The sequence below is a fragment of the Kingella pumchi genome, from assembly GCF_022288825.1.
Classification (GTDB): Bacteria; Pseudomonadota; Gammaproteobacteria; order Burkholderiales; family Neisseriaceae; genus Kingella_D; species Kingella_D pumchi.
Window position 1 is genome coordinate 73,269 of the sequence record NZ_JAKOOW010000001.1, and the last position, 20,036, is coordinate 93,304.

Annotated in this window: 22 protein-coding genes; 6 read left to right on the plus strand and 16 right to left on the minus strand. The window is 59.6% G+C overall.

Annotated elements, in window-relative coordinates; translation table 11 throughout:
- Positions 1-168: 168 nt before the first annotated feature.
- Entirely contained in the window at positions 169-855 is a 687-nt protein-coding gene (locus tag MB824_RS00355; protein WP_238744841.1) for a hypothetical protein, read from the minus strand.
- Positions 856-964: 109 nt separating this feature from the next.
- The gene (locus MB824_RS00360; protein WP_238744842.1) at positions 965-1,384 is read right to left on the minus strand and encodes a hypothetical protein; all 420 of its coding nucleotides are present in this window, start codon (positions 1,382-1,384) and stop codon (positions 965-967) included.
- A gap of 190 nt (positions 1,385-1,574) precedes the next feature.
- Between MB824_RS00360 and cmk the strand changes: the two genes are divergently transcribed.
- From cmk to MB824_RS00375, 3 genes are all read left to right on the plus strand, one after another.
- Positions 1,575-2,225: a (d)CMP kinase gene (cmk, locus tag MB824_RS00365; RefSeq protein WP_238744843.1), complete on the plus strand. Its 651-nt coding sequence runs from the start codon at positions 1,575-1,577 to the stop codon at positions 2,223-2,225.
- 126 nt (positions 2,226-2,351) lie between these two features.
- On the plus strand, positions 2,352-4,022 hold the full coding sequence (rpsA, locus tag MB824_RS00370; protein WP_238744844.1) for a 30S ribosomal protein S1: 1,671 nt from the start codon (positions 2,352-2,354) through the stop codon (positions 4,020-4,022).
- A 9-nt stretch (positions 4,023-4,031) separates the two neighbouring features.
- The gene (locus MB824_RS00375; RefSeq protein ID WP_238744846.1) at positions 4,032-4,337 is read left to right on the plus strand and encodes an integration host factor subunit beta; all 306 of its coding nucleotides are present in this window, start codon (positions 4,032-4,034) and stop codon (positions 4,335-4,337) included.
- Positions 4,338-4,478: 141 nt separating this feature from the next.
- Here MB824_RS00375 and MB824_RS00380 read toward each other — a convergent pair whose 3' ends face one another.
- The 4 genes from MB824_RS00380 to MB824_RS00395 form a co-directional block, all read right to left on the minus strand.
- Complete coding sequence (locus MB824_RS00380) at positions 4,479-6,140, minus strand: AMP-binding protein (protein ID WP_238744848.1); 1,662 nt, start codon at positions 6,138-6,140, stop codon at positions 4,479-4,481.
- Between the two features lie 217 nt (positions 6,141-6,357).
- Positions 6,358-7,866 carry a catalase gene (locus tag MB824_RS00385; protein ID WP_238744850.1) on the minus strand — a complete coding sequence of 503 codons (1,509 nt, stop codon included), beginning with the start codon at positions 7,864-7,866 and terminating at the stop codon, positions 6,358-6,360.
- Positions 7,867-8,131: 265 nt separating this feature from the next.
- A complete protein-coding gene (lolD, locus tag MB824_RS00390) occupies positions 8,132-8,842 on the minus strand; it encodes a lipoprotein-releasing ABC transporter ATP-binding protein LolD (protein ID WP_238744852.1) in 711 nt (236 codons plus the stop codon).
- A complete protein-coding gene (locus MB824_RS00395; RefSeq protein ID WP_238744854.1) occupies positions 8,835-10,088 on the minus strand; it encodes a lipoprotein-releasing ABC transporter permease subunit in 1,254 nt (417 codons plus the stop codon). The genes lolD and MB824_RS00395 overlap by 8 nt, the downstream gene beginning before the upstream one ends.
- 453 nt (positions 10,089-10,541) lie before the next feature.
- On the opposite strand from MB824_RS00395, the gene nrdA reads away from it, so the two are divergent.
- A complete protein-coding gene (gene nrdA / locus MB824_RS00400) occupies positions 10,542-12,821 on the plus strand; it encodes a class 1a ribonucleoside-diphosphate reductase subunit alpha (RefSeq protein ID WP_238744856.1) in 2,280 nt (759 codons plus the stop codon).
- Positions 12,822-12,923: 102 nt separating this feature from the next.
- Entirely contained in the window at positions 12,924-13,394 is a 471-nt protein-coding gene (locus MB824_RS00405; protein ID WP_238744858.1) for a hypothetical protein, read from the plus strand.
- Between the two features lie 187 nt (positions 13,395-13,581).
- On the opposite strand, the gene MB824_RS00410 is transcribed toward MB824_RS00405, so the two are convergent.
- The 10 genes from MB824_RS00410 to MB824_RS00455 all read right to left on the minus strand — a co-directional run bounded on the left by MB824_RS00410 (position 13,582) and on the right by MB824_RS00455 (position 19,180).
- Entirely contained in the window at positions 13,582-14,124 is a 543-nt protein-coding gene (locus MB824_RS00410; RefSeq protein ID WP_238744860.1) for a hypothetical protein, read from the minus strand.
- A gap of 51 nt (positions 14,125-14,175) precedes the next feature.
- A complete protein-coding gene (locus tag MB824_RS00415; protein WP_238744862.1) occupies positions 14,176-14,823 on the minus strand; it encodes a BON domain-containing protein in 648 nt (215 codons plus the stop codon).
- Positions 14,824-14,952: 129 nt separating this feature from the next.
- Complete coding sequence (locus MB824_RS00420; RefSeq protein WP_238744864.1) at positions 14,953-15,555, minus strand: phosphoheptose isomerase; 603 nt, start codon at positions 15,553-15,555, stop codon at positions 14,953-14,955.
- A gap of 11 nt (positions 15,556-15,566) precedes the next feature.
- The gene (locus tag MB824_RS00425) at positions 15,567-15,914 is read right to left on the minus strand and encodes a YraN family protein (protein WP_238744865.1); all 348 of its coding nucleotides are present in this window, start codon (positions 15,912-15,914) and stop codon (positions 15,567-15,569) included.
- Positions 15,911-16,597: a tRNA (adenosine(37)-N6)-threonylcarbamoyltransferase complex dimerization subunit type 1 TsaB gene (tsaB, locus tag MB824_RS00430; RefSeq protein WP_238744866.1), complete on the minus strand. Its 687-nt coding sequence runs from the start codon at positions 16,595-16,597 to the stop codon at positions 15,911-15,913. The genes MB824_RS00425 and tsaB overlap by 4 nt, the downstream gene beginning before the upstream one ends.
- Positions 16,598-16,816: 219 nt before the next feature.
- Positions 16,817-17,104 carry an RnfH family protein gene (locus tag MB824_RS00435; RefSeq protein WP_238744867.1) on the minus strand — a complete coding sequence of 96 codons (288 nt, stop codon included), beginning with the start codon at positions 17,102-17,104 and terminating at the stop codon, positions 16,817-16,819.
- Positions 17,097-17,531 (minus strand): type II toxin-antitoxin system RatA family toxin, encoded by a 435-nt coding sequence (locus MB824_RS00440; RefSeq protein ID WP_238744868.1) that lies wholly within the window; start codon positions 17,529-17,531, stop codon positions 17,097-17,099. The genes MB824_RS00435 and MB824_RS00440 overlap by 8 nt, the downstream gene beginning before the upstream one ends.
- A 39-nt stretch (positions 17,532-17,570) precedes the next feature.
- A complete protein-coding gene (locus tag MB824_RS00445; RefSeq protein WP_238744869.1) occupies positions 17,571-18,239 on the minus strand; it encodes a MarC family protein in 669 nt (222 codons plus the stop codon).
- 98 nt (positions 18,240-18,337) lie between these two features.
- Positions 18,338-18,829 carry a 5-(carboxyamino)imidazole ribonucleotide mutase gene (gene purE / locus MB824_RS00450; protein ID WP_238744871.1) on the minus strand — a complete coding sequence of 164 codons (492 nt, stop codon included), beginning with the start codon at positions 18,827-18,829 and terminating at the stop codon, positions 18,338-18,340.
- 15 nt (positions 18,830-18,844) lie between these two features.
- Complete coding sequence (locus MB824_RS00455; protein ID WP_238744873.1) at positions 18,845-19,180, minus strand: YbaB/EbfC family nucleoid-associated protein; 336 nt, start codon at positions 19,178-19,180, stop codon at positions 18,845-18,847.
- A gap of 284 nt (positions 19,181-19,464) precedes the next feature.
- Here MB824_RS00455 and MB824_RS00460 point away from each other — a divergent pair, with 284 nt between their 5' ends.
- Complete coding sequence (locus MB824_RS00460; protein ID WP_238744875.1) at positions 19,465-19,971, plus strand: GNAT family N-acetyltransferase; 507 nt, start codon at positions 19,465-19,467, stop codon at positions 19,969-19,971.
- Positions 19,972-20,036: the final 65 nt, after the last annotated feature.

Below are 20,036 nucleotides of genomic sequence, written 5' to 3' on the forward strand. Positions count from 1 at the left end.
TTCAAACCGGTTTGACGATTTCAAATCGGTTTTTCCGTTTCAGGCTGCCTGAAAGGCAATCGGCATTACTCGGCAGCCGGTGTTTTTACCTGTTTTCTCCCCACCGATAGTTTTCAGGCTGCCTTTCAAACGGAAAAGGCAGCCTGAAAACTTCTTGTGGCGGCAACTCTACGCCTGAGCCGCTGCCAGCCAGTCGGCGGGAACGATCAAACGCAAATGCTGCGCATCCAGCTGCCCGCTGCCGAACACTTCCGTCCACGCAGCCACGCATTTCTCGGCGGCATCGGTATCGGCCAGCCCCCAGATTTTTACCCCAGCCCCTTCGGCCGGCAGATGCTCTTTCAGCGCGGCAAACGGCGTGCTGCCGTCTTCCGGCAGTGCGAAGGAAACGAAATCGCAGCCGGCCGCCCAAGCGGTTTGCGCCACATGAAGCAGCTGTTCTTCGGTTTGATACTGCTTGACCATTACCGTCAGCCGCTTTTGGCCGGAGCGGCACAGCTCGGCCACCGTTGCCAGCATATGGCGGCTTTGGGCGGCGGCATCGCTGTCGAAGCCGGCGGCATCGGCCAGCACCAGCACGATGCCGTCGGCACCGAAAGCCAGCGCGGTAGCGGTATCGGCCACCGCCGACACCGGCTCGGCGCCGTCGGGATTGAGCGCGGCGGCAATGGTAACGCCTTTGCTTTTGGGCAGCGCCATCCGCGCGGCGCTCAAGCGATCGGCGGCCACCAGCACCGCGGCGGCGGGCGGCTCGGCTGCCAAGGCGGCGGTGCAGCCCTGTTTGGCAGCGGCATCGTTTTCTGCATTCAGTAGGTCGATTTCCAGCAGGTGGCGAAAATTGGTCGGGGAATCCATAACTTCGTCCTTTATTGATTGGTTTGTTGTCGCCGGTATTGTTTTCGGCTTTCAGGCTGCTTTAAAGCGTAGGAAAAACGGTTTCAGGCAGCCTGAAACCGTCTGGCGCTTATTCCTGCTCGGCTTGTTCGGCCGGCATCGGCATTTCGCTCATTTTGTCGCGGTTCAAATCCAATTCTGCTTCATAGGAAATGCCGCCGGTCCATTTTTCTTTGATGCGGATATCCATTTCCTGCGGGCCGCGGCGAAACTCCAATGTGGCTTTGCTCGGGCTGACTTTGGCTTTTACGGTGCGAAAACCGTTGTTTTCGGCATTGCTGCGCGCTTCGTCGGCCAAATCGCGGATCCGGCCGCGGCGCAGGAAGTATTCGACTTCGAATTTGTCTTCGCCGATGCGGCGCGATTTGACAATCTGACCGCCGTGCGGGCGGAGAATCAGGCGCGGCACGGGGTCGAAATCGCGTGCTTCAAGCATGGCGGGTGCTGCCAGCAGGGCGGCGGCGGAGAAAGCGGCGAGCAGTTTTTTCATTGTTTTTCCTAAAAGCGGTATGGATTGAAAACAGAGCGAATCTTAATCAAAGCGCAACCATTCGGGCAAGTTTGGCGGCGCGGCGAGCGGGGTTTTGTTGCGCCGGCCGGCACAAGGCAGCCTGAAAGCGGCGGATACGCCTTGTGATAGAATCGCACCCTTTTCCACTTGCTCGCACAGGAAAAACCAAATGCAAAAAGTGATTGCCATCGACGGCCCCAGCGCATCGGGCAAAGGCACCATTGCCGCACGGGTGGCGCAGGAATTGGGCTGGGCGTATCTTGATTCGGGCGCGCTCTACCGGCTGACCGCGCTGTATGCGCAGCGGCAGGGCGTGTCGTGGTCGGACGAAGCGGCGTTGGCCGAGCTGGCCGCCGCCTTGCCTGTACGCTTTGCCGGCGGCACCGTCTTTTTGGCGGACGAAAACGTCGGCAGCGCCATCCGCAGCGAAGAAATCGGCATGGGCGCATCCGCCGTGGCTGCCTTGCCGGCTGTCCGCGCCGCCCTGCTGCAGCGCCAGCGCGACTTTCTTACCGAGCAGGGTCTGGTGGCCGACGGCCGCGACATGGCTTCGGTGGTGTTCCCGCAGGCGCGGCTGAAAATCTTTCTGACCGCCGCCGCCGAAGTGCGCGCCTGCCGCCGCGCCAAGCAGCTCGGTTTGCCGTGCGAAGGCTTGGAATACCAGCGCATCGTTGCCGACATCCAAGCGCGCGATCTGGCCGACAGCCGCCGCACCAGCGCCCCGCTGCGCCAAGAGCCCGATGCGAAGCTGCTCGACACTTCCGATTTGAGCATAGACGAAACGGTAAAAAAAGTGCTTGATTGGTATCGCGAAAGCTGATTACACGCTATAATCGCGCATTTTTTCAGGCAGCCTGAAAAACCCAACCCCGCGCCCGCCTGCCAAGGAGGCCGGCGTTTCCAACCCCAACCCCGCATCCCTTGGCGGTGCAAAGAAAGCAAACTCATGGAAAATTTTGCCCAGTTACTGGAAGAATACTCAGCCAGCCAGGAAATGACCCACGGTGAAGTCATCACCGCAGAAGTCGTTGACATTACGGATAAATTCGTAATCGTAAACGCCGGTCTGAAATCCGAATCGCTGATTGATCTGGCCGAATTCAAAAACCCGCAAGGCGAGTTGGAAGTCAAAGTCGGCGATTTCGTTACCGTGACCATCGAATCGGTGGAAAACGGCTTTGGCGAAACCAAACTTTCCCGCGAAAAAGCCAAGCGCGCGGCCGACTGGATCACTTTGGAAGAAGCGATGGAAGACGGCCAAATCCTGTCCGGCGTGGTCGGCGGCAAAGTCAAAGGTGGCCTGACCGTAATGGTCAACAGCATCCGCGCCTTCCTGCCCGGCTCTCTCTTGGACGTGCGTCCGGTGAAAGACACTTCCTACTTTGAAGGCAAAGAAATCGAATTCAAAGTCATCAAACTGGATAAAAAACGCAATAACGTCGTGGTATCCCGCCGCGCCGTTCTGGAGGAAACCCTCGGCGAAGAGCGCAAAGCCCTGCTGGAAAACCTTAAAGAAGACAGCGTGGTTAAAGGCATCGTCAAAAACATCACCGACTACGGCGCGTTCGTGGATCTGGGCGGTATCGACGGTCTGCTGCACATCACCGACCTGGCATGGCGCCGTGTGAAACACCCCAGCGAAGTGCTGGAAGTCGGCCAAGAAGTGGAAGCCAAAGTGCTGCGCTTTGACCAAGACAAACAACGCGTATCTCTCGGCCTCAAACAGTTGGGCGAAGATCCGTGGGACGGCCTTGCCCGCCGCTACCCGACCGGCACCCGCCTGTTCGGTAAAGTTTCCAACCTGACCGACTACGGCGCATTCGTCGAAATCGAACAGGGCATCGAAGGTTTGGTACACGTTTCCGAAATGGACTGGACCAACAAAAACGTCCACCCGAGCAAAGTCGTACAGCTTGGCGACGAAACCGAAGTGATGATTCTGGACATCGACGAAAACAAACGCCGCATCTCCCTCGGCATGAAACAGTGCCGCCCCAACCCGTGGCAGGAATTTGAAGCCAACTTCAACAAAGGCGACAAAATCCAAGGCGCAGTCAAATCCATCACCGACTTCGGTATTTTCGTCGGCCTGCCCGGCAACATCGACGGCTTGGTACACCTTTCCGACCTTTCTTGGAGCGAAGCCGGCGAAGAAGCCGTACGCAAATACAAAAAAGGCGAAGAAGTCGAAGCCGTGGTACTGGCCATCGACGTCGAAAAAGAACGCATCTCCCTGGGCATCAAACAGCTCGAAGGCGATCCTTTCGGCAACTTCATCAGCGTGAACGACAAAGGCTCGCTGGTTAAAGGCGAAGTGAAATCCGTTGAAGCCAAAGGCGCCGTTGTCGCCCTGGCCGACGAAGTGGAAGGCTACCTGCCCGCATCCGAATTCGACAGCGAGCGCGTGGAAGACCTGACCACCAAACTTAACGCCGGCGACACCGTCGAAGCCGTAATTCTGACCATCGACCGCAAAAACCGCAGCATCAAACTGTCGGTTAAAGCCAAAGATGCCAAAGAAAACCGCGAAGCCCTCAACAACGTCAACGCAGCCACCGCCAACGCCGGCACCACCAGCCTGGGCGACCTGCTCAAAGCGTCTTTGGGCAAACAATAAGGCAGCAACATGACCAAATCGGAATTGATGGCCCGCCTGGCCGAAGTCTTCGTTGCCGAAAACGGCAACCAGCTGCAAAGCAAAGACATCGAATACAGCGTCAAAGTCCTGGTTGACACCATGACCCGCTCGCTGGCCAAAGGGCAACGCATCGAAATCCGCGGCTTCGGCAGTTTCGACCTGAACTACCGTCCGCCGCGCGTCGGCCGCAACCCCAAAACCGGCGAACGTGTGGACGTACCCGCCAAGTACGTTCCCCACTTCAAACCCGGCAAGGAATTGCGCGAGCGCGTAAACCAAGCCGCCGGCCAGTAAAACGGCAAGGCAACCCGGCCGCACACCGTCCCAAACGGTGTGCGGTTTTTGCTGTTCTGAAAAATCAAAAGGCAGCCTGAAAGTTAAAAAAGCAGCCTGAAAACGAAAAACCCGTTTTCAGGCTGCTTTGTGTGTATCCGCTTATTTGTCGCGCAGCTCGCGGCGCAGGATTTTGCCGACGTTGGACTTGGGCAGCTCGTCGCGGAATTCAATTTCGCGCGGGACTTTGTAGCCAGTCAGCTGGCTGCGGCAGAATTCGATTAGCTCGTCTTTGGTCAGGCTGGGGTCTTTTTTCACCACGAAAAGTTTGAGCGCTTCACCGGTTTTTTCGCTTTTGACGCCGATACAGGCCACTTCCAGCACTTTGGGGTTGTGGGCGACCACGTCTTCGATTTCGTTGGGATAGACGTTGAAGCCGGACACCACAATCAGGTCTTTTTTGCGGTCGACTATCCGCAGCCAGCCTTGTTCGTTCATCACGACAATGTCGCCGGTTTCCAGCCAGCCGTCGGCATCGAGCACTTTGGCGGTTTCTTCGGGGTGCTGCCAGTAGCCTTTCATCACCTGCGGCCCTTTGATCCACAGTTCGCCGGCTTCGCCGATGGCGGCAAAACCGCCGTTGCCGTCGCGCAGCTGCACGTCGGTGCTGGGCAGCGGCAGGCCGATGCCGCCGCTGTAGGCGGGAATGTTGAGCGGGTTGACGCACACGCCGGGGCTGGCTTCGGTCAGGCCGTAGGCTTCGACGATGGCCTGGCCGGTTTGCGCCGCCCAGCGCTCGGCCACGGCCTGCTGGGTGGCCATGCCGCCGCTGAGCGTGAGTTTCCAGCTGGAAAAATCGAGCTGTTTGAAGCTGTCTTTATTGAGCAGGGCGTTAAACAGGGTGTTGACGCCGATAAACACGGTGATGCGGTGTTTGCCCAATTCGGCGATAAAGCCGTCGATGTCGCGCGGATTGGCGATCAGCACGGCTTTGGAGCCGGCCTGGATGGTAATCATCAGGTTCACGGTGAGCGCGAAAATATGATAAAGCGGCAGCGCGGCGATAAAGACTTCGTGGCCGGGCTGCAGCTTGCATTTAATCCATTCGGCGCCCTGCATCATGTTGGCGCAGATATTGCCGTGGGTGAGCATCGCACCTTTGGCCACGCCGGTGGTGCCGCCGGTGTACTGCAAAAAGGCCAGATCTTCGCGCGCCAGCGGCACTTCCTGCAGCGTTTGGGCGCCGCCCTGCGCCAGCGCGCGTTTAAAGGGTACGGCGTGCGGGATGCGGTAGTCCGGCACTTGTTTGCGCACGCGGCGCAGCACGAAATTAACCAAAGCGCCTTTGAAAAAACCGAGCATATCGCCGACGCTGGCAACGATAACGTGTTTGACCTGGGTGCGCGGCAGCACCATTTCCAGCGTATTGGCAAAGTTTTCCAGCACCACGATGGCGGTGGCACCGCTGTCTTTGAGTTGGTGTTCGAGTTCGCGCGGGGTGTAGAGCGGGTTGGTATTGACCACCACCAGCCCGGCTTGCAGGATGCCGAATACCGCAATCGGGTATTGCAGCAGATTGGGCATCATCACCGCTACCCGCTCGCCGCGCGGCAGCTTGAGCACGTTTTGCAGATAGGATGCGAAATCGGCCGCCAGCTTGGCGGTTTGGCGGTAGCTGATTTCTACGCCCATGCTGTGAAAGGCGGGTTTGTCGGCAAATTGTTCGACGCTTTGTTTGAATACGTCCACCACCGATTGGTAGCGTTCGGTGTCGATCTCGTGTGCCACGCCGTTTTCGTAGCTGTCCAGCCAGATTTTTTCCATGGGTTGCGGTTTCCGTTGTGTGGTCGGGAAAGGGGGCGATTATAGCAAAATTAAACGTTGTTCCCCGTATCCGCGCCGAAGCGGCCACATACGCGTAAAAAGGAAGCCTGAAAACGAGCGAAGCGAGTTCCAGCGAAGCTAAAACAAGCATTGCAAATACGTTTTCAGGCTGCCTTTGGGTGTGCGGCAGACCGTTTTCAGGCTGCCCTATTCTGCCTTACAACAAACCGGGCTGACCCAATGCCGGATCGCTGGCGCGGGCGGCTTCTGCGTCGGCGACGCTCAAGCCTAGTGCTTGGGCGACGCCTGCGGCATAGTCGGGATGACAGCGGGCGCAGTTGCGGATGTGGCGGTATTTGATGAAGTCCGGCGCGTCGCCCATTGCGGCGGCGGTGTTGGCAAACAGGGTTTGTTTTTGCTCGTCGCTCATTTTCTCAAACAGCGCTCGCGGCTGGCTGAAGTAGTCGGCATCGTCTTCGCGGTAGTTCCAATGCGCGGCGTCGCCGTTGATTTTCAAAGGCGGTTCGGCGTATTGCGCCTGTTCCTGCCATTGGCCGAAGCTATTGGGTTCGTAGTGGATGGCGGAGCCGTAGTTGCCGTCGGCGCGGCCTTGACCGTCGCGGGCGTTGCTGTGCACGGGGCAGCGCGGGCGGTTTACCGGAATCTGGTGGTGGTTCACGCCCAAGCGGTAGCGCTGCGCGTCGGCGTAGTTAAACAGGCGCGCTTGCAGCATGCGGTCGGGCGAAACGCTGATGCCGGGCACGAGATTGCTCGGCGCGAAGGCGGATTGTTCGACGTCGGCGAAGAAGTTTTCCGGATTTTTGTTGAGCTCAAACTCGCCCACTTCAATCAGCGGATAGTCTTTTTTCGGCCAAACTTTGGTCAGGTCAAACGGGTGGTACGGTACTTTTTCAGCGTCCGCTTCGGGCATGATTTGCACGTACATCGTCCATTTCGGGAAGTCGCCGCGCTCGATGGCTTCATAAAGGTCGCGCTGGTGGCTTTCGCGGTCGTCGGCGATGATGGCGGCGGCCTCGGCGTTGGTCAGGTTTTTAATGCCCTGCTGGGTGCGGAAATGGAATTTCACCCAGAAACGCTCGTTTTGCGCGTTGATAAAGCTGTAAGTGTGCGAGCCGAAGCCGTGCATGTGGCGGTAGCTGGCGGGGATGCCGCGGTCGCTCATCACGATGGTGATTTGGTGGAAGGCTTCCGGCAAGAGCGTCCAGAAATCCCAGTTGTTCGTTGCCGAGCGCATATTGGTGCGCGGGTCGCGTTTTACCGCTTTGTTCAAATCGGGGAATTTGCGCGGGTCGCGCAGGAAGAAGACCGGCGTGTTATTGCCGACCATGTCCCAATTGCCTTCTTCGGTGTAAAACTTCAGCGCAAAGCCGCGGATGTCGCGCTCGGCATCGGCCGCGCCGCGCTCACCGGCAACGGTAGTAAAGCGGGCGAACATTTCGGTTTTTTTACCGATTTCGCTGAAGATTTTGGCGCGGGTGTATTTTGTGATGTCGTGGGTGACGGTAAACGTACCAAACGCGCCCGAGCCTTTGGCGTGCATGCGCCGCTCGGGGATGACTTCGCGCACGAAGTTGGCGAGTTTTTCGTTCAGCCACAAATCTTGCGCCAAGAGCGGGCCGCGCGCTCCGGCGGTCATGGAGTTTTGGTTGTCGGCAACGGGGGCGCCATTGTTCATGGTCAGGTGGGTTACAGGGCATTTGTTCATCATGGTTTCCTTTTATTGCTTGGCGGATTGCTCGATTTGGCGGAAGGCGTATTCGTAGCCGGTTTCACATTTTTCATACAGTTGCTGGATCGACATTTGTTTTCCTTTCGCTTGGGTTTATGCAGCGTGGCTGCGGTGCGGGGCGGAATATATGTTTAAACAAAAGCTATCGCAACTATGATTTCAATTTGTTTATTTTAAAACGACGACAAAAAAGCAGCCTGAAAGGGATTTTCCGCTTTCAGGCTGCCTGAAAAATAAAGAATTAAGCGCTGACCAGCTTGCCGTCTTGCATTCGCAATACGCGGTTGAAACGGGCGGCCAGATCGTCGTCGTGGGTCACGACCACCAGCGCGGTATCCAGCTCGCTTTGCAGCTCCAGCATCATATCGAGCACTTTGCGCGCATTGCCGCGGTCGAGATTACCGGTGGGCTCGTCGGCCAGCAGGCAGCGCGGGCGGCCGACCAGCGCGCGGGCGATGGCGGCACGCTGGCGCTCGCCGCCGGAAAGCTGGGCGGGGCGGTGGCGGATGCGCTCGCCCAGCCCCACGCGCTCGAGCATCGCCGCCGCGCGATCGCGGGCTTCGGCTTTGGGCGCGCCGCTGATCAGCAACGGCATCATTACGTTTTCCAGCGCCGAAAATTCGGCCAGCAGGTGGTGGAACTGGTAAACAAAACCCAGGTTGCGGTTGCGCAGCCGTCCCAGCGCTTTCTGGCCGAGCTTGGCAACGTTTTCGCCCATCAGCATCACGCTGCCGGCGCTCGGGCTGTCCAGCCCGCCGAGAATGTGCAGCAGCGTCGATTTGCCGCTGCCCGAAGCGCCGATGATGCTTACGCTCTCGCCGGCGCCGATTTGCAGGCTCAGGCCGTTGAGCACCTGCACGTTCAGGCTGCCGTCGCGGTAGTTTTTGCTCACTTCGCGGCAGTCGATTACCGCCTGCGGCTCCGCGGCGGGGTGGGGTACGGGATTATTCATAGCGCAAAGCCTCCGCCGGTTGGGTGCGCGCCGCGCTCCAGCTCGGATACAGCGTCGCCAAGAAAGAAAGCAGCAGCGAGATGCAGACCACGGTAATCACGTCGGCAGCCTGAATGTCGCTGGGCAGGTGGTTGATGAAATAGACTTTCGACGACACGAAATGCACGTTGAACACCTCTTCGATATAGGCAACGATGTCGCCCACTTTCCACGCCGCCAGCAGGCCGAGTACGGTGCCGACCAAAGTGCCGATGGTGCCGGCCACCATGCCCTGCACGATGAAAATGCGCATAATGCCGCCGGGCGACATGCCCAGCGTGCGCAAAATGGCGATATCGGCCTGTTTTTCTTTTACCGCCATCACCAGCGACGACACCAGATTAAAGGCGGCAACGACGACGATGCAGGTCAGCAAAAGCGTCAGCAGGCGTTTTTCCATTTCCACCGCGTTGAAGTAGCTGCGGTTGTTGTCCGTCCAGTTGCGCACCCAAAGCTGCTGGCTCTGCTGCAGGGCTTCGGGCACCAGCGCATCCATCACCGCCGGCGCGTTTTGCGGATCGGCCAGCCGCAGCCGCAGGCCGACGTTGCCCTCGTCCACGCGGTAGAGTTTCTGTGCGTCGGCCAAATGGGTAATCGCCATGCTGCTGTCTGCTTCATCGACGCCGGTTTTGATGATGCCGACCACCCTGAACTGCTTGAGCCGCGGCACCACGCCGGCGGGGGTAACATTGCCCTCGGGCGTGATCACGGTAACTTTGTTGCCTAATTCCGCGCCCAGCGCATCGGCCAGCTCCGAGCCGAGCACAATGCCGAAATCATCGGCCTGCAAATCTTCCAGGCGGCCGGCCACCACGTTTTTGGTGAACTCCGCCACTTTCGCTTCCTGATCAGGCAGCACGCCGCGCAGCTGCACGCCGCGCACCTCGCCGGAATTGGCCAGCAGCGCCTGTCCGGCCACATAGGGTGCGGTCGCCACCACCCCTTTGCCCGTGCCGAACTGCTTTTGTAGATCGCGCCAGGTTTTGCCGCCCTCGGCATCGAAATAGCCGATTTCAGCATGCGGGGCGATATTGAGCAGCTGGCCGCGGATTTCCTTCTGAAAGCCGTTGACCACCGACAGCACCAGAATCAACGCAATCACGCCCAGCGCAATGCCGAGCACCGAAATCACCGAGATAAACGACACAAAGCCGCTGCGTTTTTTGGCGCGCATATAACGCAGGCCGATCCAAGTTTCCAAAGCCATATTTTCAGGCTGCCTTTGCTGAAGTCAAAACGGCGGCGATTGTATCAAAACTTTGCCGCAGCGGCGTGTTGTCAGGCGCGGCAGCCTAAAAGGGGAAAGCGCCGCCCAGCCGCTGCCGGCAGCCTGAAAGCGCGGCGTTTTGCTGCCATTTTTGATGGTTCTTGGCAAAAGTCTTTTTATCCGACAAAAACATCCAGCTAGCAAAATCCGCCGCGCGGGGCAAGCGCCGGCGGCGGGAAAAGTGTGTTTATGCCATAACCTTTTCATTTGCAAATTAAAGAATTTTTGCACCCGTTTACACACTTTTCAGGCTGCCTGAAAATGGATTATCATGCGCCATACGCGCTGTTTTTCTTGGCGCGTTTTCACATGTATAAGTCTGAAAAAACGTCTGAAAACAAGCTCCAAGCCAACACCCATCCGATTTAAAACCCCAAAGCGAAGGAAAGCCCGATGAATACGACAGTCAATCTCAAAGTTACCAAACGCGACGGCCGCTTGGAGCCGATTGACTTGGACAAAATCCACCGCGTGGTAACTTGGGCGGCAATGGGCTTGGACAACGTATCGGTTTCCCAGGTCGAACTCAAATCGCATATTCAGTTTTACAACGGCATCCGCACCGACGACATCCACGAAACCATCATCAAGGCCGCGGCCGACCTAATTTCCGAAGAAACGCCGGATTACCAGTATCTCGCCGCGCGGCTAGCGATTTTCCACCTGCGCAAAATCGCCTATGGCGACTACGAGCCGCCGCATCTTTACGACCATGTGGCCAAACTCACCGAAGCCGGCCGCTACGACCGCCACATTCTCGCCGATTACAGCCGCGAAGAATTCGACGAACTCAACGCGCACATCGACCACGACCGCGACCTGACCTTCTCCTACGCCGCCGTCAAACAGCTGGAAGGCAAGTATCTGGTGCAAAACCGCGTTACCCGCCAAATCTTTGAAACGCCGCAGTTTCTTTATATCTTGGTGGCGATGTGCCTGTTTTCCAAATACCCCAAAGCCACCCGCTTGGATTATGTGAAACGCTTTTACGATGCGGTTTCCACCTTCAAAATCTCGCTGCCGACGCCGATTATGAGCGGCGTGCGCACGCCCACCCGCCAGTTCAGCTCCTGCGTATTGATCGAGTGCGACGACAGCCTGGATTCCATCAACGCCACCACCAGCTCGATTGTCAAATACGTTTCGCAGCGTGCCGGCATCGGCATCAACGGCGGCCGCATCCGCGCGCTGGGCAGCGAAATCCGCGGCGGCGAAGCGCAGCACACCGGCTGCATCCCCTTCTTCAAAATGTTTCAGGCTGCCGTCAAATCCTGCTCGCAGGGCGGCGTGCGCGGCGGTGCGGCCACGCTGTTTTACCCGCTGTGGCATCTGGAAGTGGAAAGCCTGCTGGTGCTGAAAAACAACCGCGGCGTGGAAGACAACCGCATCCGCCAGCTCGATTACGGCGTGCAAATCAACCGCCTGCTCTACACCCGCCTGATTAAAGGCGAAAACATCACCCTGTTCTCGCCCAACGAAGTGCCCGGCCTGTACGAAGCCTTTTTCGCCGACCAAGACGAATTCGAGCGCCTGTACACCCGCTACGAGCAGGACGAAAACATCCGCAAACGCAGCCTGCCGGCCACCGAACTCTTCTCCATCCTGATGCAGGAGCGCGCCGGCACCGGCCGCATCTACATCCAAAACGTCGACCACTGCAACACCCACAGCCCGTTTGACCCGCGCGTCGCCCCCGTCCACCAGTCCAACTTGTGCATGGAAATCGCCCTGCCGACCAAGCCCCTGAACGACATCAACGACGAAAACGGCGAAATCGCCCTGTGCACCCTGTCTGCCTTCAATCTGGGCGCGCTGGAAAGCCTGGGCGAACTCGAAGGCCTGTCCGACTTGGCCGTGCGCGCGCTCGACGCCCTGCTGGATTATCAGGACTACCCGATCAAAGCCGCCCGCACCTCCACCATGGGGCGCCGCTCGCTGGGCATCGGCGTGATCAACTACGGCTACTATCTGGCCAAAAACGGCATGAAATACAGCGACGGCTCGGCCAACGCCCTGACCCACCGCACCTTTGAAGCCATGCAGTACTACCTGCTCAAAGCCTCGGTGGAGCTGGCCAAAGAATACGGCGCCTGCCCGCTGTTTAATCAAACCATTTATTCGCAGGGCAAACTGCCGATCGACACCTACAAAAAAGACCTCGACACCGTCTGCGCCGAGCCGCTGCATCTCGATTGGGAAAGCCTGCGCGCCGACATCGTCAAACACGGCCTGCGCAACTCCACCCTTACCGCGCTCATGCCGTCTGAGACCAGCTCGCAGATTGCCAACGCCACCAACGGCATCGAACCCCCGCGCGGCCTGGTTACCGTCAAAGCCTCCAAAGACGGTATTCTCAAACAAGTGGTGCCCGAATTCGGCCGCCTGAAAAACCAATACGAAACCCTGTGGCAGATGGGCGGCAACGACGGCTATCTGAAACTGGTCGGCATCATGCAGAAATTCGTCGACCAGGCCATCTCCGCCAACACCAGCTACGACCCCAAACGCTTTGAAGGCGGCCGCGTGCCGATGAAGCAGATGCTCAAAGACCTGCTCACCGCCTACAAATACGGCGTCAAAACCCTTTACTACCACCACACCCGCGACGGCGCCGACGACACCCAAACCGATATTCAGGACGACGGCTGCGCCGGCGGCGCGTGCAAAATCTGATGTCTTGTTTTTCAGGCTGCCTTTAAGTGATGCGAGGCAACCTGAAAAGCATTTTTGGCTTTCAGGCTGCTTTTTCTTTCCACCAACCTAAAGGAACTCCGTATGAAACTCCGTTATTCCACTGTCCCCGCCCTACTGGCTGCGGTATTTGCCGCCGCGTCCCTGCCCGCCGCCGCCCGCAGCCAGATGCAATGCCGCTACGTTCAAAGAGAAGGCATCGAAAGCACCTACCGCTGCGAAGCCCCCGGCGCCACCATCGCCCAAGCCTATGCCGACTTCCAAGCCCGCCGCTACCGCTACGAAGCCCCCATAATCGACGGCGTGCGCGAAGAAAAAATCCGCCAAGACGGATACCTGCCGCACACCCTGCCCAAACGCAGCCTGAAACGCGAAGGCACCAAACCCAACGAATGCGGTGGTTTCCGCTACTACTACCACATCACCCGCCACAACGGCGGCGTCCGTGTCGAAAGCGGCGGCGACGACGACTGCGTGGCCGGCGACGGCACCGAAACCCGCTATGAAAAACGCGGCGGCAAAATCATCATCACCCACAAAGTATTCGCCTCCTGACCACGAAACGATACTAAAACCGGCATCCGCACCTAACAAAAGCAGCCTGAAAGCCACATCGGCTTTCAGGCTGCTTTGTGCCATTCGGAAAACATCGGAAAACGGCAGCAAGGCGGCATTTTTGCGAACATTAAAAAACGGCTTTCAGGCAGCCTGAAAGCCGTTTTTGTCATTGCCGCAGCGGTGTTTAGAACAATTCGTCGATGGCGTCGCCACCGGTGGATTTTTTCGGCGTGTTCTGCTGGGCGGGGCGGGGTGTTTTTTTCGGCGTTGGGGCGGTTTCTACCGGCTTGAGCGGGACTTCGCCGCCGCTGTCGCCGCCGCCAGCGATCGGCACCAGCGGGATTTCTTTCTCTTTTTCCTTTTCTTTCTCGACTTTTTTCGCTTTCTTGGCCGGTGCCGCGCCGGTGTTTAGCGCGGCGCGGTCGAAAGCATCATCCGGCTCGGACGCAACGCCGGGCACTTCGCGCGGGTCGGGTGCGCCGGCGGTCGGCAGGCTGGCATCGCGCACCGGTGTCGGGGAAACGGGTTTGCCGTCGGGCGAGAGCGCTTCAACCGGACGCGAAGCGGCGGGCTGCTGGCGGGTTTCGGTGTCGATAACCGTGGGTTTGGAAATCTCGCGGTACAAAACGTACATCAGACCAATGACGACAAAGGTGCCGATCACCAGCAGGGTCAGCAGGATGTTGCCGAAAGTGATTTTGGATTTTGCTTGGGGTTCGTTTGACATTGCACGGTATCCGTTTCAGGCTGCCTTGAAAGGCAGCCTGCGCCGCAGGGTTTACTGGGCGCTGCCGGTGGCGGCGTTGGTGGTGGTTTCAGGCTGGTAGGTTTCGTAAAGGGTAACGACTTCGCGCACGCCCGGGGTGGTGCGCACGCGCTCGGTTACGGCGGCCTGCTGATCGGGCGCAAGTATGCCCATTACATAGGCGGTGCCGTCGTAGGTAACGACTTTGACGTGGCCGAAATACACGCCCGGCACGTTGATCAGGTGGGTGCGCAGCTTGGTGGTGATCCAGGTGTCATTGCTGATGTGGCCGAAGGTGCGGTTGATCGGCACCACTTGGATGTGGTTGTACACGGCCAATGCGTTTTTCTCGCTGCGGGCGATGGCTTCGGCAGTTTGGCGGTCGTTTTCGGAAGCGACATGTCCCAGCAGCAGGATGCGGCGGTTGTAGCTGACGACGGCGATTTTCGGTTTGTACTGCGGATTGGTGTTGGCGCTGCGGACGGCTTGGAGCGCTTGGTATTTGACGCGCTGCTCCATCACTTCGTCGTCGGTTTGCGCGCCGGTGCTGCGACGGTCGGCAATCGACGCGCCGCCGGCGGCTGCGGCACCGCCAATCAGCGCGGCGGCACAGCCGCCCAGCGAACCGGCAAAGGCAATCGACAGCATCAGAACGGCAAGGCGGTGCTTGGGCATATTCATGGTGGACTCCTGGGATATTGGGGACGCGCCCTGATTGATTGTTGGGCAGGCAGCGCGCCGGATGCGGCGCATTTTAACGTTTTTTTACCGGATTTGGCAGTTTTTCAGGCTGCCTGAAAACGGCGGCATTCAGTCGGCGGGCATGCCTTCGGTGAGCATGGTGTCGATGCAGTCGCACAGCGCGTGCACCAGCAGGATGTGGACTTCCTGAATGCGGGCGGTGCGCGGATAGGGCACGTTCAGCAGCACATCGCCTTCTTTGAGCATGGCGGCGATTTTGCCGCCGTCGCGGCCGGTAAAGGCCACCACTTTCATGTCGCGCTCGTGGGCGGCTTTAATCGCTTCGATCACATTGGCGGAATTGCCGGAAGTGGAAATGCCCATCAGCACGTCGCCGGCACGGCCGAGCGCGCGCACCTGCTTGCTGAAGATGTGGTCGAAACCGTAGTCGTTGCCGATGGCGGTCAGGGCGGAAGTGTCGGTGGTCAGCGCCACCGCCGCCAGTTCCATGCGCTCTTTTTCGAAGCGGCCGGTGAGTTCGGCGGCGAAATGCTGGGCATCGGCCGCCGAACCGCCGTTGCCGCACACCAGAATCTTGCCGTCTTCGGCCAGCGCCTGAAACAGCAGCAGCGCTGCTTGGGCGGTGGGTTCGGCCAGCACGGCGGCGGCGGTTTGTTTGGCGCGGATGCTTTCGTCAAAATGGGCGGCAACCCGCTGTTGCAGACTGTTCATTCGGATGTTCCTTAACCGGTAATATTGTGCAGCCACACTGGCGCGGCGCGACCTTCGAGCAGCACGGCATCGATGCGGCAGGGACGGCCGGCGAGCCGTTTTTGCTGCAGATAGTGCTCGGCGCTTTTTTGCAGCTTGGCCAGTTTGGCGGGGGTGATGCTGTAGGCGGCGCCGCCGAAACGGCTGCTGCGCCGGTAGCGCACTTCGACAAACAGCACGGTATCGCCGCTTTGCATAATCAGGTCGATTTCGCCGAAGGGGCAGTGCCAGTTGCGCTCCAAGAGTGTACAGCCGGCGGTGAGCAGATAGTCCAAAGCCGCCTGCTCCGAGGCGGCGCCCTGTTCGTGGGTGAGTTTCATGCGGCAGCTCCTGCGCGGCGGGCGGCCTGCTCGGCGGCGGTGAGTGCGATTTTGTCGCGCACATACAAAAGTTCCGCCTGTGCCGCCGCAACGGCGGGATACGCGCTGTCCAGCGCCAAACGCAGAAAATCGGCGGCTTCGGGCATATCGGGGCAGCCTGAAAACGGCGGCGGCTGCTCCAAAGCAAAGGCGCTGCCGATGCCCGCTGCCGTGCCGACGGCGTTTTCAGGCTGCCGGATGGCGGCGGCGGCACCCACCTGGTAATCGCTCAGCCGACGGCGCTGCGCGGTATCGAACCAGGCGTAAAACACTTCGTTCATCCGCGCATCGGCGGCAGCCAGCACGCAAGGCTGCGGCGGCAGCAGATAGGCGGCGGCATCGAGCGTCGGCACGCCGATCAGCGGGGTGGCAAACGGCGCCGCCAGCCCCTGCGCCACGCCGATGCCGATGCGCAGGCCGGTAAACGCGCCCGGCCCTTTGGCATACACCACCGCGCCCAAATCGGCGGCGCCGATGCCGGCTTGGGCAAACATTTCGCCAATCTGCGGCAAAATCAGCTCGGACTGGCGGTTGCCGGCGTCGATGCGGCACGACAGAATTTCGCCGCCGGCGCGCAAGGCCAGCGACAGCACGCTGCTGCCTGTATCGACGGCGAGTATCGGACGGTGGAAATCAGGCTGCATAAACACGAACCAAAAACGGAGCGAAACAGGCGCGGATTATAGCCCAAAACCGCCGCCTGCCGCTGGGAATCGGGCTTTCAGGCTGCCTGCGGCAAACCTGATTGGCGGTGCCGTTTTCGCATCGGGCAGCCGATTTGCCCAATCGGATGCCGGCAATCTTTCAGGCAGCCTGAAAAACGGCAGCGGCACTTTCAGGCTGCCTGCACCGCCTAAGCGGTTTCAGCCGGCGCCGCCCTGCCCTTTTTGCGCCACGCGGCGGCGGCGGGCTTCTTTGGGGTCGGCTTTGAGCGGGCGGTAGAGTTCGACGCGGTCGCCGTTTTGCAGCACGGTATCGTCTTTAACCTGGCGGCCGAAAATGCCCAGTGGTGCGTTCAGGTCGGCATCGGGGAAATCGGCGGCCAGCGGGCTCAGGCGTACCGCTTCGCGGGCGGTGCAGCCGTCGGCGAGATTCAGGCGGTACAGCACTTGGGCATCGGCGGTGCCGTAGGCCACTTCGATTTCAGGCATAGCGGCGGTCGGCTTCCTGCACAAAGGCTTCGACCAGGCGGTTGCACACGCCGCCAAATACCGGACTGATCAGCCGGCTGAGCAGGCCGACCAGCTCGTATTGCAGCCTGAAATCGACTTTGCAGCGCCCGTCTTCCAGCGGCGTGAACTGCCAGATGCCGTGCAGGCTGCGGAAAGGGCCTTCCAGCAGCTCCATGCGGATTTCGCGCCCCGGCACGTTGGTGTTGCGGGTGGCGAAAGACTGGCGCATGCCCATGTAATCCATATGCAGGCGTGCGCGCAACTCGTTGCCCTGGCGCGACAGCACTTCGGTGCGGCCGTACCACGGCAAAAAGCGCGGGTAGTCTTCCACCTTGTCCACCAGCTCGAACATCTGCTCGGCGCTGTGGTTGGCGTAAACGGTTTTACTGATGGTATTGACTGCCATAATTCGTTCAAATGGTTTTCAGGCAGCCTGAAACGATTTTCAGGCTGCCAGTTGCGGAAACAGGCTTCTTAGGCCGGCGACGATAATCTCCACCGCCACCGCCGCCAGCAGAATGCCCATAATGCGGTTGAGCACCGCCAGGCCGGTATCGCCCAACAGGCCGCTGATGCGGTCGGCCGCCAGCAGGCTGAGATAGGAAATCAGCGACACCACCGCGCCGGCGGCGGTAATCAGCAGCAGGCCGGTATAGCTGCTGACCGACGAAGCGTAAATCACTACCGTGGAAATACCGCCGGGCCCCATAATCATCGGAATCGCCAGCGGCACCACGGCGATGGTGCCGAGCACCGGCCGGATTTCGCGTTTTTCCACCGGCATGCCGCTGCCGTCGTCGGGCGTGGTCAGATCGGGTTTGGCGTGGTTGTCGCCCTTGCTCATCATCGACATCGCAATCAGAAACACCAAAATCCCGCCGCCGACGCGGAAAGAACCGGTGCTGATGCCCAGCACTTTGAGCAGCAGGTTGCCGCTGAAGGTAAAAATCACGATGGTAACGAACACGCTGGCGGCGGTCATTTGGGCGACGCGGCGGCGCTCGCGGCGGCTGCAGGTGTGGGTCAGCTCCAAAAACAGCGGCAGCGCGCTCAAGGGATTGATCAGCACCAGAAAGGCCAGCACGATTTGGACGATTTGCGATTCCACGCTCATTTTGCTCTCCCCGTCTCACAAAACAGGCAGCCTGAAAAACGCACCGGCCGGGTTTCAGGGTTTTCAGGCTGCTTCAGACATTTCCCGCTGCAGGGCGCTTATTCGCCGGCGGCCGGCAGCGCCATCTGCAGCACGGTTTCGGTTTGGCGGCGGCGGAAGGCATCGAGCTTTTGCGCCAGCGCTTCATCGTCTGCGGCCAGCAGCGACACCGCAAACAACGCGGCATTGGCGGCGCCGGCTTCGCCGATGGCAAACGTCGCCACCGGTACGCCTTTGGGCATCTGCACGATGGACAGCAGCGAATCTTCGCCGCGCAGGTATTTACTCGGCACCGGCACACCGAGTACCGGCAGCGGCGTTTGGCTCGCCAGCATGCCCGGCAGGTGGGCGGCACCGCCGGCACCGGCGATAACCGCGCGCAGGCCGCGTTCTTTGGCGGTTTTGGCGTATTCAAACATCAGATCCGGCGTGCGGTGCGCCGACACCACCCGCGCTTCGTAGTCCACGCCGAAATCCTGCAGGATGTTGGCGGCGTACTGCATAACGGGCCAGTCGCTGTTGCTGCCCATCACAATCCCGATTTTGGCCATAAGGGCGCTCCTGCCTTATTTGAAAAAGTCGCCCATGCCCGGCGGCAGGCCCTGGGTGAATTTCGACATTTTGTCCGAAGTGGTTTGCGCCACTTTGGCGCCGGCATCGGCAAAGGCGGCCAGAAGCAGATCTTCCAGCAGTTCTTTGTCGTCGGCCGCCTGCTCGATCAGCTCGCTGCTGATGTCGAGTTTGCGCACCTGATGGCCGCAGGTCATCACCACTTTGACCAAACCGTTGCCGGCCTGGCCTTCGACTTCGGTTTCGGCCAGTTCTGCCTGCGCCTTTTTCATATTTTCCTGCATTTTCTGCGCCTGCTGCATCAGGCCGCCGAGTCCGGCTTTTCCAAACATGTTTCGCTCCGTATTGCGTTGGTTTCGGGCGCCGCGCCTTTTCAGGCTGCCGATAGGGCGCGGCGCGGCAAAGGGCGCAAGTATAGCAAAAATCGCGCCGCCTATCGCAGCGGTACACGGCGGCGTTTGCCGCACCCGGGCAGCCTGAAAAAGTTTCAGGCTGCTTGGGTGCGTTCTCGATGCTGCGGTGCCGTTGCCGGGAAGAAAGAAAAAAAGCGCACCTAGAACAAGCCGGCCGCGCACTATATAATCGCCCGCTTTTGTGCCACCGTGTTCTGCCCGCCATGAAGCGACTGATTACCCGTCTGCGCCCCGCCTGCACCGCCGACAGCGACGATATCTACAACGTCCACCGCTACGCCGTGCGCTATACCTGCCTGGAAAGCTACGATCGCGAAATCCTGGATGCCTGGCTGGCGCTGCTCTCGCCCGCGCACTATCCGGCGGCCATCCGCTCATCCAGTAAAGCGGTGTGGGTGATCGAGCTGCACGAGCGTATCCACGGCTTTTTCCAGCTCGATCTTGCCCAAGCCCAGCTCGATGCGCTGTATGTGCTGCCCTTCGTCCACCGCCGCGGGCTCGGCACCGCGCTGCTGCAGCGCGCCGAAGCGCTTGCCGCCGAAGCCGGACTGGGCATGCTCAGCCTGTATGCGTCCAATAATTCCGTTCCTTTTTACCTGCTCAACGGCTACCGCGCGCTCGGCGATGCCGCCATGCCGCTCAACCGCCGTATCAGCGCCCGCTGCCAGCTGATGCGCAAGCATTTGTGCGCCGGCTTTGCCGAAGGGTGATGCGTCTGCATTCCGCATCTCCAAACAATCCAACCCGCTGCCTGAAAGCAGCCTGAAAACCCCGA